The sequence below is a fragment of the Pseudomonas hygromyciniae genome, from assembly GCF_016925675.1.
In the GTDB taxonomy this organism is placed as follows: Bacteria; Pseudomonadota; Gammaproteobacteria; order Pseudomonadales; family Pseudomonadaceae; genus Aquipseudomonas; species Aquipseudomonas hygromyciniae.
In genome coordinates this window covers 368,152-383,872 of sequence record NZ_CP070506.1, presented here as the reverse complement: position 1 = coordinate 383,872, position 15,721 = coordinate 368,152, and the positions used below count along the sequence as shown (strand labels likewise).

The following is a 15,721-nucleotide window of genomic DNA, read 5'->3' as shown; positions in this document are numbered from 1 at the left end:
GGGTTCAACCTCTGATGGATTGTTTTCTGGTTCACTGCAGATCAAATGTGGGAGCGGCGATGCGACGGTTCGACTTGCTCGCGAAAGCAGTGGGTCAGCTAACGCTTGCGGTGACTGATACACCGCATTCGCGAGCAAGCCCGCTCCCACATTGGTTACTTGATCATCGGGAGATTGAGGCCCTGTTCCTTGGCGCAGTCGATCGCGATCTGGTAACCCGCATCGGCGTGACGCATCACCCCAGTGGCCGGGTCGTTGTGCAGCACGCGGGCGATACGCTCGGCGGCTTCATCGGTACCGTCGCAGACAATCACCATCCCCGAATGCTGGGAGAAGCCCATGCCTACGCCGCCACCGTGGTGCAGCGAAACCCAGGTCGCGCCGCTGGCGGTGTTGAGCAGTGCGTTGAGCAGCGGCCAATCGGACACGGCATCGGAACCGTCCTGCATGGATTCGGTTTCGCGGTTGGGGCTGGCCACCGAGCCGGAGTCCAGGTGGTCACGGCCGATCACCACCGGCGCCGACAGCTCGCCGCTGCGCACCATCTCGTTGAATGCCAGGCCAAGCTTGGCGCGTTGGCCCAGGCCGACCCAGCAGATGCGCGCCGGCAGGCCCTGGAAGCTGATGCGCTCGCGGGCCATGTCCAGCCAGTTGTGCAGGTGGGCGTCGTCGGGGATCAGCTCTTTGACCTTGGCGTCGGTTTTGTAGATATCTTGCGGGTCGCCCGACAGAGCAGCCCAACGGAACGGGCCGATGCCACGGCAGAACAACGGGCGGATGTAAGCCGGCACAAACCCCGGGAAGTCGAAGGCATTTTCCACGCCTTCTTCTTGCGCCATCTGACGGATGTTGTTGCCGTAGTCGAAGGTCGGAATGCCTTGTTTCTGGAACTCGAGCATCGCTTTGACGTGCACGGCCATCGACTGCTTGGCCGCCTTGATCACGGCGGCAGGCTCGGTCTTGGCGCGAGCGCGGTACTCGTCCCAGGTCCAGCCGGCTGGCAGGTAGCCATTGAGCGGGTCGTGGGCGCTGGTCTGGTCGGTGACCATGTCCGGGCGTACGCCGCGCTTGACCAGTTCCGGGAGGATTTCGGCAGCGTTGCCCAGCAGGGCGATGGAGATGGCCTTGCCTTCCTGGGTGTACTTGGCGATGCGCGCCAGGGCGTCGTCGAGGTCGGTGGCTTGTTCGTCGACATAACGGCTGTTCAAGCGGAAGTCGATACTGACCTGCTGGCATTCAATGTTCAGCGAGCACGCGCCGGCCAGGGTCGCGGCCAGAGGCTGGGCGCCGCCCATGCCGCCAAGGCCGGCGGTGAGGACCCAACGGCCTTTGAGGTTACTGTCGTAATGCTGGCGACCAGCCTCAACGAAGGTTTCGTAGGTGCCCTGGACGATGCCCTGGCTGCCGATGTAGATCCAGCTGCCGGCGGTCATCTGGCCGTACATGGCCAGGCCCTTGGCATCCAGTTCGTTGAAGTGTTCCCAACTGGCCCAGTGCGGCACCAGGTTGGAGTTGGCAATCAGCACGCGGGGCGCGTTGCTGTGGGTCTTGAACACGCCCACCGGCTTGCCGGATTGCACCAGCAGGGTTTCGTCGTCGTTCAGATGGGTCAGGCTTTCGACGATCTGGTCGTAGCACTCCCAGTTACGCGCCGCGCGGCCGATACCGCCGTACACCACCAGCTCTTTGGGGTTCTCGGCCACTTGCGGGTCGAGGTTGTTCATCAGCATGCGCAGCGGTGCTTCAGTCAGCCAGCTTTTGGCGGTCAGCGTGTTGCCACGGGCGGCGCGGATTTCAACGTCGCGGTACTTGGTAGGCTTGTTCTGGGAAAAGTCAGTCACAAAAAACTCCTCAGCAATCGATGCGCGAACACGATGGTGCGAAGAGGATGTTTAGCGACTCTTATGCACACACCTTTACTTGTACATACAAGCATATGCAATCAAGCGGCCAACTTCTGCGCCATGTGCCTGATATTTTCTTGTGGGGTGCGTGTAAGCCTCGGAAAACAAGGCTTCTGGGCTTGATGAAATTTCTTACAGAGGGGTTTTGAAGTGCCGGGGGGTTGCTACTGAAGCAGGGCATTGCGCCATGCTGGGGCATTCGGTAACAACTTGGTGCGGGACTGGAAACAGATTTTGCAGCCTATGAAGATCCAAATGTGGGAGCGGGCTTGCTCGCGAATGCGGTGTATCAGCCGCCGCAAGCGTTAGCTGACACACCGCATTCGCGAGCAAGCCCGCTCCCACATTTTTAATTGCGTGCAGTCAGTTCGATAAGGCAGCAGCGGCCTGTCACGCTGATATCCAGCAACCCAGTGTTACCGTCCACCTGCAGACAATCATGATGCCCCAGCACTTGGCCCAGCACCTTCACCTCATCCGCCACACTGAACACCAGTACGGTATGCGCGGTACTGAAAAACTGCTGCACCCCGTCCACCCACTGCAAACGTGCGTGGTAACGCTGGGGCGAATAGATCAGGTTGAAATCGCGGATCGGCCCGGTGATCAGGCGGCACGCCACTTGGCTTTCACCGCTGAAGGCAAACGGTTGCAACGGCAACAATCCGCGCTGCTCCTCGCCATCCACCGTCAGCACCATGCCCGCCCCCTGGATCACGGTGATGATCCGCTGATACCCGGCAAACGTGGAAAACCCGCCCGACTCGCCGATATCGGCAATCGACAGGCGCCAGCCAAAACCGTCGAGACCATGGCCGGCGTCACGGGTGATTTCTTCGGTGCTGCCGCCGCCGTTCTTCCACGGCATACGCACGTAATCGCCAGCGCGCCAGACCTTTACTGCATTCATTTGCTGAAACGTCCTTCGAGGCTATGCCGGGAACCAGGGTGGATCAGACGCGCAGCAGTCACCGGCTGGCGCCCGGACCAAGTGCGCCGGCGAATCAACAGGCACGGCTCGCCGGCCTCGATCTGCAACAGCTTGCATTCCTGCGGGTCGGCCAGGATCGCTTCCACCACATGCTCACCCTCGGTCAACGGTGCGACCTGGTTGAGATAGGCGTAGGGGGTTTGCTGGGTGAAATCCTGTTGCAGGTATTCCGGTGCCACCAAGGCGTTGACGAAGCGGTCTTCGATTTGCACCGGGATATCATTTTCGTAGTGCACGATCAGCGAGTGGAACACCCGCCCGCCTTCACGCATTTCCAGGGCCACGGCACGCTCGGAACCGGCGGCCTCTTCGCCCAGGGTAATGACCTTGCAGGTGTGGCGATGACCCCGGGAGCCAATTTCATCGGCGATGTTATGCACCTCGAACAGCGCCGACTGGCTCTTGGGCTCGGCGACAAAGGTGCCAACACCTTGCATGCGCACCAGCAAACCTTCGGCGGTCAGTTCCCGCAGCGCCCGGTTGATGGTCATGCGGCTAAAGCCCAGTTGGTTGACCAACTCGCTTTCAGAAGGCACGCGATAGTGCGGCGGCCAGTTGCCGTTGAGAATCTGCTGGCTGATCATCTGCTTGACGCGGGCATACAAGGGCGCCGGACTTTCGTCCATGTGGGCAGCCAGCGGGGACTTGGCGGGCGGAGTCGGCACGGGGAATCCTTGCAGGGGGAAAAGATGCATAGATTGCCGGAGTTTACCGAGCAGGCAAACGTCTGTATATGTATATACAAATAAACACACGACCGGGGTGCCTTGATCATGTCCGCTTTCTTTGCCGAACGCGCGCTGCTGCCTAGTGGATGGGCCACTGATGTACGTCTTGAAGTCAGCGCCGATGGCCTGCTGACCAACGTAACGGCCAATGCCAGCGCAGACGGCGCCGAGCGGTTGAGAGGGCCCCTGTTACCGGGCATGCCGAACCTGCATTCCCACGCGTTTCAACGGGCCATGGCGGGGCTGGCAGAGGTTGCCGGCAATCCCAATGACAGCTTTTGGACCTGGCGCGACCTGATGTACCGCATGGTCGGCCAGATCAGCCCCGAGCAACTGCAAATCATCGCCCGCCAGCTGTATATCGAAATGCTCAAGGCCGGCTACACCTCGGTCGCCGAGTTTCACTATGTACACCACGATGTCAGCGGCCAGCCGTACGCCGACCCCACCGAACTGTCGCGCCAGATCAGCCTGGCGGCGGCCAGCAGCGGGATCGGCCTGACGTTGCTGCCGGTGTTGTACAGCCACTCGGGCTTTGGAGGCCAGACGCCGAACGAAGGCCAGCGCCGGTTTATCAACAGCACCGAAAACTACCTGGACCTGCAAGCGCGTTTGCAACCGATAGTGGCCGCGCAACCGGCGCAGCAACTGGGCCTGTGTTTCCACTCATTGCGCGCGGTAACGCCACAACAGATCAGCGCAGTCCTGGCCGCCAGCGACCAGGCCTGCCCGGTGCATATCCACATCGCCGAACAGCAAAAGGAAGTCGATGACTGCCTGGCATGGAGCGGCAAGCGCCCGCTGCAATGGCTGTATGACAATGTCGAAGTGGACCAGCGTTGGTGCCTGGTGCACGCCACCCACGCCAACCCTGAAGAAGTGACGCTGATGGCCCAGAGCCGAGCGATTGCCGGGTTGTGCCTGACCACTGAAGCCAACCTGGGCGACGGGATCTTCCCGGCGGTGGACTTCCTGGCCCAGGGCGGGCGCATGGGGATTGGCTCAGACAGCCATGTGTCATTGAGCGTGGTCGAGGAACTGCGTTGGCTGGAATACGGCCAGCGCCTGCGCGACCAGCGGCGTAACCGGCTGTACCGCAGCGATCAACCGATGGTCGGCCGCACCCTGTTTGACGCCGCCCTCGACGGCGGCGCCCAGGCCCTGGGCCAGCCGATTGGCCGCCTGGAAGTGGGCAAGCGCGCCGACTGGCTGGTGCTGGACGGCAACGATCCGTACCTGGCGACGGCCAGTGAAGACGGGATTCTCAACCGCTGGCTGTTCGCCGGGGGTGATCGGCAAGTGCGTGATGTACTGGTCAATGGCCAGTGGGTGGTGCGCGATGGGCGGCATGCGGGCGAGGAAGAAAGCAGCCGGGCCTTCACGCAGGTTCTTAGAGACCTACTGTCCTAACAGTGGTTGGGGCTGGCGTTTGGTCATGGTTTGTAAAGGGCCAGCAAGGTGCGTCCCTTTAAATCGCAGGACATTTCCGAGACAATCCCGGCCGCCTTGTGCCTGTTGGAATCGATGGCTAGCCTGCGATCCGTCACTGCCCATCAGTGATCGGGTTTAGTCGCCCGGTACATCACAAGGTGCATGGTCCCATGAAGTTTTATGGTGGCTGTGCGCAGGGCACCCTCGGGTGCGCCGGATTTCCTTGTGGCCGGTCGACTAACCTGCGTACAGCCGCCACCCTTCGTTTAGTCGCGACGGGCCGGCTCCGATTCTCACAAGGAGCTTCGCCATGCATAAAGTTGTCCCCGACCCACCCCGTGATCCTGCCAAAGACCGCGCCGCGTTCAATCGCGCCATCGACCATTACCTGCCCACCCCAGATGCTCAAAGCACTCACTCCGACTTGAGCTTCGAAGATGCCCTGCTCTTCACCGCCAGCCTGCTGGATAGCGCTTCGGCGACTGCGCTCGATTGTGGAGAGCTGCTGCACAGCTCCGAACGGGCCAAAGTGCTGGCGGTATGGCATTTACTGGAGATCGCCAAGACCACCGTTGATCGATCCATTGAATGCCTGCGTCCCACCACAGCAAAAACCTGAGGGCAAAAAAAGGGCGGGTTTATTAAAAAACCCGCCCTTTCTATTTCGCATTACTGCGACGTCTTGCTCATCTGCTTATCCGACGTACGCCAGATCAACCGTGTGGTGTCGTAACCCTGCTGCCGCGCCCTGCTCAGCAGGTCTTCGCGGGTGTCGGCGCTGACGGTCGGCGTGCGTGACAACAGCCACATATAGCGCCGGCTCGGGCTGCCGACGATGGCGGTCTTGTAGTCGTCGCTGACGTACAACACCCAGTAATCGCCCTTGGCAACGCCCGGCAACAGCGCGGTGAACCAGTTATTGAATTCGACCCACAACTTGTCGGTCTTGCCCGGTACTTGCGGCGTGGCCGTGCCCTTGGCTTCTTCCCACTTCCACTCGGTGGTCAGGCAGCGGTTGAACACTGACATGTCGCCATCGGGCAGCAGGGAGTAACGGGCCTCGGACTGCGCGCAGTTACGCTGGAAGTACATGGGCAGGCGGGCCAATTCGTACCAGGTGCCCTGGTAACGTTTGAGGTTGACGCTGCCGACGGTCTTGGGTTGCAGATCATCGCCAGAATGGCTGGCGCAGCCTGCCAAAAACAGGCTGGCGCAAAGGTATAAAACGAAACGCATCATTCTTCTTCTCCCGCAGGCTTGCGCCCCGGTTTACTTCAGGCCTTGCCCGGAAAACATCAGAACTTTGTCACCGGCGTACTGCACGCTGATAAAGCTGGTTTTATCGCCCCAGGTGCAACTGGACATGCCCAGCGCGCCGGAACAATCGGTGGGCTTACCCAGCAACGACTCCACTTCAGCCTTGGCCATGCCAGCCGAGAGCTTTTGGTAGTTTTCCTGGGTGACCTTGCTGCAAGCGGCCAATAGGACGCAAAAGCACAAGAGTGCGAGACGGCGTAACGACATGGTAGAGCTCCTGGAGGGACACGCAGCAGTGGGGGTCTGCCAGAAGCTTAGAAGGGAAAAGGGGGGTCTGGTTCCCGGAAGGCAAAAACAAAAAAAGCCCCCTGTGGCTAGGGGGCTTGTCCCCCGCTGGGGTGCGAAGCAGCCCAATAAAGCCACAGAGTACTTTCAGGTAAACCGAGTGGGTTGGTTTGGGGGCTGCTTCGCAGCCCAGCGAGGGACAAGCCCCCTCGCCACAGGGGGTTGCATTAGCCTTTGTGGTAACCGGTCACGCGTGCCACTTCTTCCTTGGAACCCAGGAACACCGCCACACGCTGGTGCAGGCCTTCAGGCTGGATGTCGAGGATACGCTGGTGACCGTCTGTCGACGCACCGCCCGCTTGCTCAACCAGGAACGACATCGGGTTGGCTTCGTACATCAGGCGCAGTTTGCCCGGTTTGGACGGCTCGCGGCTGTCGCGTGGGTACATGAACAGGCCGCCACGGGTCAGGATGCGGTGTACGTCGGCAACCATCGCGGCGACCCAACGCATGTTGAAGTTTTTCTTCAACGGGCCTTCTTCGCCTTCCATCAACTCGTTGACGTAGCGCTTGACCGGTTCTTCCCAGTGGCGCTGGTTGGACATGTTGATCGCAAATTCCTGGGTCGAGGCAGGAATGGAGATGTCTTCGTGGGTCAGCACGAAGCTGCCCATTTCACGGTCCAGGGTAAAGCCCTTGACGCCATCGCCCAGGGTCAGCACCAGCATGGTCTGCGGGCCGTAGATCGCATAACCGGCGGCGACCTGCTCGGTGCCTGGCTGCAGGAAGGCCTTTTCGTTCAGGGCTTCGTTCTGGCTCAGGTATTCGTTCGGGCAGCGCAGTACCGAGAAGATGGTGCCGACTGGCGCGTTGATGTCGATGTTCGACGAGCCGTCCAGCGGGTCGAATACCAGCAGGTACGCGCCTTTGGGGTATTTGCCCGGGATCTGGTAGGCATTGTCCATTTCTTCGGACGCCATGCCGGCCAGGTGACCGCCCCATTCGTTGGCTTCGAGCAGGATTTCGTTGGAAATCACGTCGAGTTTCTTCTGCACTTCGCCTTGCACGTTTTCAGTGCCCATGCTGCCCAGGACACCGCCCAGCGCGCCCTTGGACACGGCGTGGCTGATTTCCTTGCAAGCACGCGCCACCACTTCGATCAGGAAGCGCAGATCGGCAGGGGTGTTGTTGCTGCGGGTCTGCTCAATCAAATAGCGACTCAGGGTAACGCGGGACATGGACGGCTCCGGAGAATGGGGGGGGCTAAAAACCCGCGCAGTTTAGCGCGAGTCGGGGCGCATTTCCTCCTATCAGACGAGATAACCCTGACAGAGTTCATGTAGGCCCCGGCTCAGGGCTTGGCCGGCGGCTTGCGCAACAGGCTGTAGGCCATCGCCCCGAGTGCCGCTACACCCAACAGCAATACGGCCCACAGGCCGATTGTCTGCCAACGGATACCTGCGACATTTGGCGCAGCCACTGGGTTGGCGTGCCACTCGCCATCGACCCTGGCCTGGCCCAACGCCGCGAGGCGCTGCGGTTGATAACCGGGAATCAGGGTCGTCAACGGTAGGTTCGCGGCCTTGGCCGACGGGTTGCCCAGCGCCAGGGTAAACGGCGGTTCGCCCCGCGCCAGGAACACCACTTGCGTGGCCCGCACGGCAAAACTCAACCCCGGCGCCTGCGCGCCCAGGCCCCCGCCCCGCTCGTCTACGTCCAGCTTGAGTTGCCGGACCGGGTAACCCGGCAACTGCAATTGATCCTGGGTGATTTCTTGCCCGTTTTGCGTCAACCGGTAGAGCAAGCCACGGCTCAACGGCTGCCATGCCTGCTTGCTGTCCTGGCGCCCTTGCAGACCTACCGGCGCCAGGCTGTTGGGCTGACGCAGCTCAACGCGCACCCGCTCAATGCTTAAAGCCCCAGGCAATTGCCAGCTGTACTGCCCCGATTCAAGGGTGCTGCCGGCCAAGGGCTCGGACCACACCAGGGGCAACGGCAGGCTGCTGGTGCTCTGCACTTCAATGGAGGTCAACTCCGGCGCGGCCTGGCCTTGCCATAACAGGCGCAGGTAACGCGCCGGCTGCCCTGGCAAGGCCACTTCACGCAGCTCAACCCGATCGTCGGCAAACGCCAGGCGTGCCACCTGCCCTTCGCCCCAGGAGCGCCAGTGCAGCAAATCGTCACTGGCTTCGATGCTGAAACGCTGGAAACCGTCGTGCTCGGCGGGCCAGTCGAGGATCAATTTTTGCAACGGCGCCTTGATTGCACTGGCATCAAGCAACCAGCCGCGTCGCACCTGCACGCCGGACAGTGCCTCGCTGGACGGCTGCACCTGCACCAGGGTCCCCGTGGCGCTGGATTGCACGCGCACGCTGGCCACGCTGTCACTGGTGGTGTCGGCGGCATACAGCGGGAAGCCCTTGAGCCGGGCCACATTTTTTGCGCTTTCGGCCGACTGACGCACCAACGCATACGCCTGAGGCTCGCCAGCGGCGTTGAACACCCGCAGGTCACTGAGATCGGCCTGGCGGGCGCTCAGTTGCACCGCCAGCGGCAACTCCAGGCGATACCACGGGCCTTCGCCGCTGATCGCCAGCGGCACTTGGGCGCTGAAGTCGGCGGGGGCTTCTGCGGCCCACGCCGATAGCGCGGTGCACAGGCCCACTAGGGCAATACTCAGTTTGCCGATCAAGAGGAAGCTCCTTGGGTTTGAACTTCGGGTTCGATGCGTTTGGGCGGCAGCGGGGCAAAATAGCCCACCACCAGCAACAGCCCGCCCACGCCGATAAACGACACGATCCGCTCCAGCCCGCCACGGTTGCTCAGCTCGACGAGGAACAACTTGGCGACCACTACGCCAATCAGCACCGCGCCGACCAGCCACACTTCCCGACGATTGCGCAGATGACCACCGATCATCAGGCCCAGGGCAATCAGGGTCCAGACAATCGACAGTCCGGCCTGCACCAGCATTGAGTCGAGCAAGGCATCCAGATGAAACGGCACGCCGCCCCAATGGTGCGCCGCACGCATCACCAATGCGGTGAAGAAAGCGAACAGCGAAACCCCGGCAACGCCCTGGGCAATCCATGGGGTGCGGCCGCCCAGTTGCGGCGCCGCGCTGCGTGCCCACAGGTACACGCCCAGCAGCGCGAACAGCAGGCCAAGGTCCAAGGGATTGAGCAACGGTACATAGGGCAACGGTTTGGCAGTACCGTCGCTGAAGATATTGGCCAGCCAGAACCACACCAGCATCAGCGCCGCCAACGGCAGCCCGGCCAGCAGGCGGTATTCGCGCGGATAAGCAGATACCGGCCACGGCCATTGGCGCGGCGCAGCGATGGCTATCAGGTACAGGCTGGGGAAAATCGCCCAGCCCAGCCAGCGCCAGGCGTTGTATTGCACCGAAAGCACCAGCAAGCCGTAGCGCAATTCCAGGGCCAGCATGCCGATCAGCATCCAGCAGCCCAGTACATGGGCGATGCTCAAAGCCTTGGCCGGCGCCACCAGACTCAACAGGCGCAACGAGATGAAATGTACGGCGAACACGCAGCTCCAGGCCAGCCAGCCAAATTCGGCCGCCGGGTGATAATAGCGATGCGCCGAAACCAGCAGCACCATCGCCGCTGCCGGCATCAGCAACAGGCTCATGGCGCCCAGCGACGCCCAGCGCAGACGCACGGCCAACACAGTCCAGAGCGCCACACTGGCCGCCGCGGCCGCCAGCAGGAACGTGGCTTGCAGTTCAGGAGGCGTAAAGCGCAGCACTTCGCTGTTCAGCGCTGCCGCCCACCAGATTACGCCCCAGGCCAACAGCCCATCCGCGATACGCGGCAACTTAAGCCCGTCAAACACCGACGATTGACCTACGCCCCGCAAACGCCAGGCGCCCACGAATGCTGCCAGCCCTACAAGCATCGGCGCCCAGAATCCTAGATGCCGGAACGCAGGCCACTCTTCGTCGATCCACGGCGCCCACCACAACAGCAATGTGCCGCCCAGCACTTGCACAGCAAGCCCCGCGAACAGGAAGGTGCGCGAAGCGATACGCAGGCCGGCAAACAGTGTCACCGCGCCCGCCAGCGCCCAACTGATCGCCGTACCGTTGATCGACAACAGCAACGGTGCCAGCAAATACAAGCAGCCCAGCCCCAAGCCGGCCAACACCGGCAAACCGTGGCGCTCCCAGGCAGACACCTGCTCATCGCCCGCCTTGCGCAGTTGCCAGAAGCTAAACAGCAACGCCACGCCAAGCAGCAACGCGCCCAACGGTGCCCCCTCAAGCAGCGTGTGTTCGCCCGCCTGCAACTCACTGAGAAACGCCAGTGCCGAACCCAGTTGCAGCAGCAGGCCAAACCCGCGCGCCAGCAAGCGCTGCTGACGCAACCCCAGCCAGAAGATCCCCGCGCCCTCCACCGCCCACGCCGCGGCGGTCCAGCGTGCATCCAGGCCCAGGGGGATCGCCAGACTGGCGAAGATCACGCCCAGGGCCAGGCAGGTTTCGGCCAGCAATACGGTGCGCCCGCCACTGAGCACACGTGCCAGGAGCATATAGATGATGCCCAACGCCAACGCGCTGAATGCCGGTGCGAACTCCAGGTGTTGCACCAGGGTGAACTGCAAGCCAAACGCCACAAGCGGTGGGCCGAACAGCAGGCCGCCATCGACATAATCACCCTTGGCCGCCGACCAGCGCAGCAGCGCGCCACGGCTGCCATCGGCCGGGGCATCGGGCATTTCCAGGAGTTTGCGCCGCGCAAACAACAGGCCGATGGCCAGGTACATCAGGAAAAACAGGATCAGGAACGGCTCGGTACTCCACAGCAGTTCCGGTGTGTAGGAACCAATGCCCCAGGCGAAGCCGATACCGAAGGTGCCGGTAAAGCCAATCACATTGAGCAAGCGCCAGGCCTTGAACCAGGCGATGGCGAAGATGCCGGCGTTAAGCAGGGCGAAGTAGCTGAACAACGCCACATGGTTGCCCTCGCCGGTGGACGCCAGGATCGGCGCGGCAAAACCGCCGAGGGCGGCGGCACAGGCCAGGCCGATCGCGTCCTGGGTAATTGCGAGGATCGCCGAGAACACTGTCACCGCCACCAGCAGGCCCAGCGCCGCACCCGGATCGAGCAACGGGTGCAGACGCATGGCGGCGAACACCGTCAGGTACAGCACGGCGATGCCCGCGCCTTGCAAGATCAGCGCGTAATTACCCCGACGCAGGCGCAGCCACCAACCCAGGCCGAGCAAGCCCAGGGCGCAGGCGGCGACACCGGCGTAGCGCAACTCGATGGGCACCACCATGCCTTCGGTGGCATAGCGCAGCAAAAATGCCAGGCCAAGGAACAGCAGCACCACGCCGACCCGCAGCACGGTGTTGCCACCCAGCAGCCAGTTGCGCGCACCCTGGATGGCCCGTTCGATCAGGTTGGGGCCACGGGGGATCTGGGGTTCAGCTTCGCGTGCAGCAGCGGCCGGTTTCCACAGGTCGTCCGGCAGCGGCTGGCCAGGTTCGGCAGCAGAGGTGGGTTGCAGTTCGGCGGGCAGTTCCCAGACCAGCTCTGGGGCGGGCGCGGGTTCGACCATGGGCGGCTCGACATGCGGCGGCTTTTCCAGCATCGCCAGGCGTTGCTCCACAGCCTTCAAGGCGCTGCTAAGGTTCGACAGACGAATGGCCTGGCCAATCCCCAAACCCAGGAGCGCGCCGAAGCCCGCATCGCTGAACGACTCGTCGAGCGCCCAGCCGAGCACCAGGCCAATGAGCATGAACATCCATTGCATGGTCGAGATCCCTAAGCAGCCCGAAGCGGGCGTAACCGACGCTCAGTATATCGACACAAACCCAATGTGGGAGGTGGCTCGTGTGGGAGCTGGCTTGTGTGGGAGCAGGCTTGCCTGCGATAGCATCCCCTCGGTGTCACTGATACACCAAGGCGCCTGTATCGCAGGCAAGCCAGCTCCTACACAAGCCCGTTCCTACACGGGATTTCGCGGGGTCTAGTCCAAGGCTTTCCAGATCTCGGTGGCATATTCGCGGATGGTTCGGTCGGACGAGAACCAGCCCGTGCGCGCGGTATTGAGCACCGCCGAACGCCACCACTCCTTGGAGTCGTGCCAATGGGCTTCGACCCGCGCCTGGGCGTCCCAGTAGGCATCAAAATCGGCGCACACCAGGAACCGGTCATAGGCGATCAACGAGTCGATCAACCCTACATAGCGCCCCGGATCGTCCGGCGAGAACACCCCGCCACGAATCGCCTGCAACACGTCGTTCAAGCGGTGGGATGCGGCGATATCAGGGCCGGCATTGAACTCACCCGCCTGTTTACGCGCCTCCACCTGCTCGGCGCTGAGGCCGAAAATAAACATGTGCTCGCCGCCGATACGCTCATGCATCTCCACATTGGCGCCATCCATAGTGCCGATGGTCAGCGCGCCATTGAGGCCGAACTTCATGTTGCTGGTGCCCGAGGCCTCGAACCCGGCGGTGGAAATCTGCTCCGACAGGTCCGCCGCCGGGATGATGTTTTCCGCCAGGCTGACGTTGTAGTTGGGCAGGAACACGACCTTGAGCAAGCCGCGCACGGTTGGGTCGTTATTCACCGTACGGGCGATGTCGTTGGTCAGCTTGATGATCAGCTTGGCCTGGTGGTAGCTGGCCGCCGCCTTGCCGGCGAAGATCTTCACCCGTGGTACCCAATCCACCTCCGGCTCGGCACGAATGGCCTGGTACAGGGCGACTGTGTGCAGCAGGTTCAGCAATTGGCGCTTGTATTCGTGGATGCGTTTGACCTGCACATCGAACATCGCCGCCGGGTTGACCGCGATCCCCAGGCGCTCATGGATGATATCGGCCAGCACGCGCTTGCTGTGCAGGCGCTGCTCGGCGAAGGCTTTGCGAAAGGCGTCTTTCTCGGCAAAGGTTTCCAGCTCCACCAGGCGCTGTTCCATATTGTCGAGAATGTCCGGCCCCAAGGCCTCCACCAGCATCGCGGTGAGCTTGGGGTTGGCCTGGAACAGCCAGCGGCGGAAGGTAATGCCGTTGGTCTTGTTGTTGATACGCTCGGGGTAGAGCTTGTGCAGTTCGGAAAACACCGTGCTGCGCATCAACTGCGTGTGCAGCCCGGACACGCCGTTGACGCTGTGGGAGCCCAGGAACGCCAGGTTGCCCATGCGCACGCGGCGACCGTTGTCTTCTTCGATCAGCGAGACCGCGCGCAGTACGTCGAAGTCGTGAATGCCCTTGGCCCGCAGCGAATCAATGTGCTGGGCGTTGATCAGGTAAATGATCTGCATGTGCCGGGGCAGCATGCGTTCCATCAGGCCCACCGGCCAGGTTTCCAGGGCTTCGGGGAGCAAGGTGTGGTTGGTGTAGGACAGCGTTTCGACCGTGACCTGCCAGGCCGCATCCCAGGCAATATCGTGCAGGTCGACCAACTGGCGCATCAACTCGGCCACGGCGATCGACGGGTGGGTGTCATTGAGCTGGATGGCCGCGTGCTCGCCCAGGCTCAAGACCGAACCGTGCATGTTTTTGTGGCGGCGCAACAAGTCTTGCAAGGAGGCCGAGACGAAGAAGTATTCCTGGCGCAGGCGCAATTCCTGCCCCGCTTCGGTGCTGTCGGCCGGGTAAAGCACCCTTGAGATGCTTTCGGCACGGGCCACTTCGGCGACGGCGCCCAAATGGTCACCGGCGTTGAAGCGCTCCAGATGCAGGTCTTCGACGGCCCGCGCACGCCACAGGCGCAAGGTGTTCACACTGGCGCCACGCCAGCCGACCACCGGGGTGTCGTAGGCCACGGCGCGCACGGTCTCGTTGGGCGACCAGACCTGGATTGACTTGCCGGACGCATCCAGCACGGTCTCGACGCTGCCGCCAAAGCCGATCGGGTAGATCACCTCGGCGCGCTCGAACTCCCAGGGGTTGCCGAAGTCCAGCCAGCGTTCGGTCTGCTCCTGCTGCCAGCCATCGACAATCGCTTGGCGAAACAGCCCGTGTTCGTAACGAATGCCATAGCCATGGCCGGCAATGCCCAGGGTCGACATGCTTTCCATAAAGCACGCGGCCAGGCGCCCCAGGCCACCGTTGCCCAGGGCCGCATCGGGCTCCAGCAGGCGAATGCGCTCCAGATCCACACCCAACTCGCCGAGGGCTTCGCGCGCCACCTCCAGCAGGCCGAGGTTGCTCAGGCTGTCAAACAGCAAACGACCGATCAAAAATTCCAGGGACAGGTAATACACCCGCTTCTGCCCACGCCGGTAGATCCGCCGGGTGTGGTCCATCCAGTGGTCGACCATATGGTCGCGCGCCGCCAGGGCAATGGCTTCGAACCAGTCATGGTCAAAGGCGTGATCGGGATCCTTGCCCACCGCATAAGTGAGTTTGGTCAAGACAGCATCGCGAAACGCGGCTACCTCTGCTTCTCGTACAAGCGGTTCCTGAGACATCGGTGCGACCTCGGGCGAGATAGAAGAAGGGAAATCCTAGAGCCTAGACGGTCTGACCTATGGCATGGCTGACGGTTCGGCAGTTTTTTCACTCATTCACGCATGTAGGTTTTAGATGCAGGGGCCGTGCCCGTTTACGCCGCGCAGCTGCCTTTGAGCCGAAACCCGCAAAATATTGTTCAAAAAACCACCAATCCCGGTATGATCGCGCGCCCGGACAAAGCCCCTCTTGGAAACCTGATGAAGCCTCAACTGATCGCCGCCGCGGAACTCGACCGTCTCGAAACGTGGCAGAAATACTCCAGCCACATGTGCGGCGGCTGCACGTCCAACTGCTGCACCCTGCCGGTTGAGGTGAAGATCAAGGATTTGATCCGCATTGGCATCGTCGACGAATTCGAGCGTGGCGACCCGCCGAAGAACATCGCCAAGCGCTTGCAGAAGGAAGGCATCGTCGAGCGTTTCAACTCCAAGTCCGAAATCTTTACCCTGCAGCGCATGAGCAACAACGATTGCCTGTACCTGGATCGTAAGACGCGCTTCTGCACTATTTATGACAAGCGCCCGGATACCTGCCGCAATCACCCGAAGATCGGGCCACGGCCGGGTTATTGCGCGTACAAGCCCAAGGAAGTGGTGCGCGAGACCAAGTTCAAGACCCTCGACAAGTTCTGATCCGG

Annotated in this window: 12 protein-coding genes; 3 read left to right on the top strand and 9 right to left on the bottom strand. The window is 61.9% G+C overall.

Annotated elements, in window-relative coordinates; translation table 11 throughout:
* Positions 1 to 155: 155 nt before the first annotated feature.
* The 3 genes from hutU to hutC all read right to left on the bottom strand — a co-directional run bounded on the left by hutU (position 156) and on the right by hutC (position 3,590).
* Positions 156 to 1,841 (bottom strand): urocanate hydratase, encoded by a 1,686-nt coding sequence (gene hutU, locus JTY93_RS01620; RefSeq protein ID WP_205477674.1) that lies wholly within the window; start codon positions 1,839 to 1,841, stop codon positions 156 to 158.
* A gap of 412 nt (positions 1,842 to 2,253) precedes the next feature.
* Positions 2,254 to 2,814: a HutD/Ves family protein gene (locus tag JTY93_RS01615; protein ID WP_205478916.1), complete on the bottom strand. Its 561-nt coding sequence runs from the start codon at positions 2,812 to 2,814 to the stop codon at positions 2,254 to 2,256.
* Positions 2,811 to 3,590, bottom strand: a complete 780-nt coding sequence (hutC, locus tag JTY93_RS01610) for a histidine utilization transcriptional repressor HutC (RefSeq protein ID WP_169991959.1) — start codon at positions 3,588 to 3,590, stop codon at positions 2,811 to 2,813. Before hutC ends, JTY93_RS01615 begins: the two co-directional genes overlap by 4 nt.
* 78 nt (positions 3,591 to 3,668) lie before the next feature.
* Here hutC and JTY93_RS01605 point away from each other — a divergent pair, with 78 nt between their 5' ends.
* A complete protein-coding gene (locus JTY93_RS01605; RefSeq protein WP_205478917.1) occupies positions 3,669 to 5,033 on the top strand; it encodes a formimidoylglutamate deiminase in 1,365 nt (454 codons plus the stop codon).
* A 331-nt stretch (positions 5,034 to 5,364) separates the two neighbouring features.
* Positions 5,365 to 5,673 (top strand): DUF6124 family protein, encoded by a 309-nt coding sequence (locus JTY93_RS01600; RefSeq protein WP_205478918.1) that lies wholly within the window; start codon positions 5,365 to 5,367, stop codon positions 5,671 to 5,673.
* A gap of 50 nt (positions 5,674 to 5,723) precedes the next feature.
* On the opposite strand, the gene JTY93_RS01595 is transcribed toward JTY93_RS01600, so the two are convergent.
* From JTY93_RS01595 to JTY93_RS01570, 6 genes are all read right to left on the bottom strand, one after another.
* A complete protein-coding gene (locus JTY93_RS01595) occupies positions 5,724 to 6,293 on the bottom strand; it encodes a lipocalin family protein (protein WP_029295936.1) in 570 nt (189 codons plus the stop codon).
* Positions 6,294 to 6,323: 30 nt separating this feature from the next.
* Complete coding sequence (locus JTY93_RS01590) at positions 6,324 to 6,578, bottom strand: hypothetical protein (protein WP_029295934.1); 255 nt, start codon at positions 6,576 to 6,578, stop codon at positions 6,324 to 6,326.
* Between the two features lie 245 nt (positions 6,579 to 6,823).
* Positions 6,824 to 7,834, bottom strand: a complete 1,011-nt coding sequence (locus JTY93_RS01585) for a class 1 fructose-bisphosphatase (protein WP_029295932.1) — start codon at positions 7,832 to 7,834, stop codon at positions 6,824 to 6,826.
* A gap of 113 nt (positions 7,835 to 7,947) precedes the next feature.
* Positions 7,948 to 9,285, bottom strand: coding sequence for a DUF3999 domain-containing protein (locus JTY93_RS01580; protein WP_205478922.1), 1,338 nt, complete (start codon positions 9,283 to 9,285; stop codon positions 7,948 to 7,950).
* Positions 9,285 to 12,374, bottom strand: a complete 3,090-nt coding sequence (locus JTY93_RS01575; protein WP_205478919.1) for a DUF2339 domain-containing protein — start codon at positions 12,372 to 12,374, stop codon at positions 9,285 to 9,287. The genes JTY93_RS01580 and JTY93_RS01575 overlap by 1 nt, the downstream gene beginning before the upstream one ends.
* Before the next feature lie 216 nt (positions 12,375 to 12,590).
* A complete protein-coding gene (locus tag JTY93_RS01570) occupies positions 12,591 to 15,041 on the bottom strand; it encodes a glycogen/starch/alpha-glucan phosphorylase (RefSeq protein ID WP_205478920.1) in 2,451 nt (816 codons plus the stop codon).
* Between the two features lie 240 nt (positions 15,042 to 15,281).
* Between JTY93_RS01570 and JTY93_RS01565 the strand changes: the two genes are divergently transcribed.
* Positions 15,282 to 15,716 carry a YkgJ family cysteine cluster protein gene (locus JTY93_RS01565; protein ID WP_029295922.1) on the top strand — a complete coding sequence of 145 codons (435 nt, stop codon included), beginning with the start codon at positions 15,282 to 15,284 and terminating at the stop codon, positions 15,714 to 15,716.
* Positions 15,717 to 15,721 lie beyond the last annotated feature (5 nt).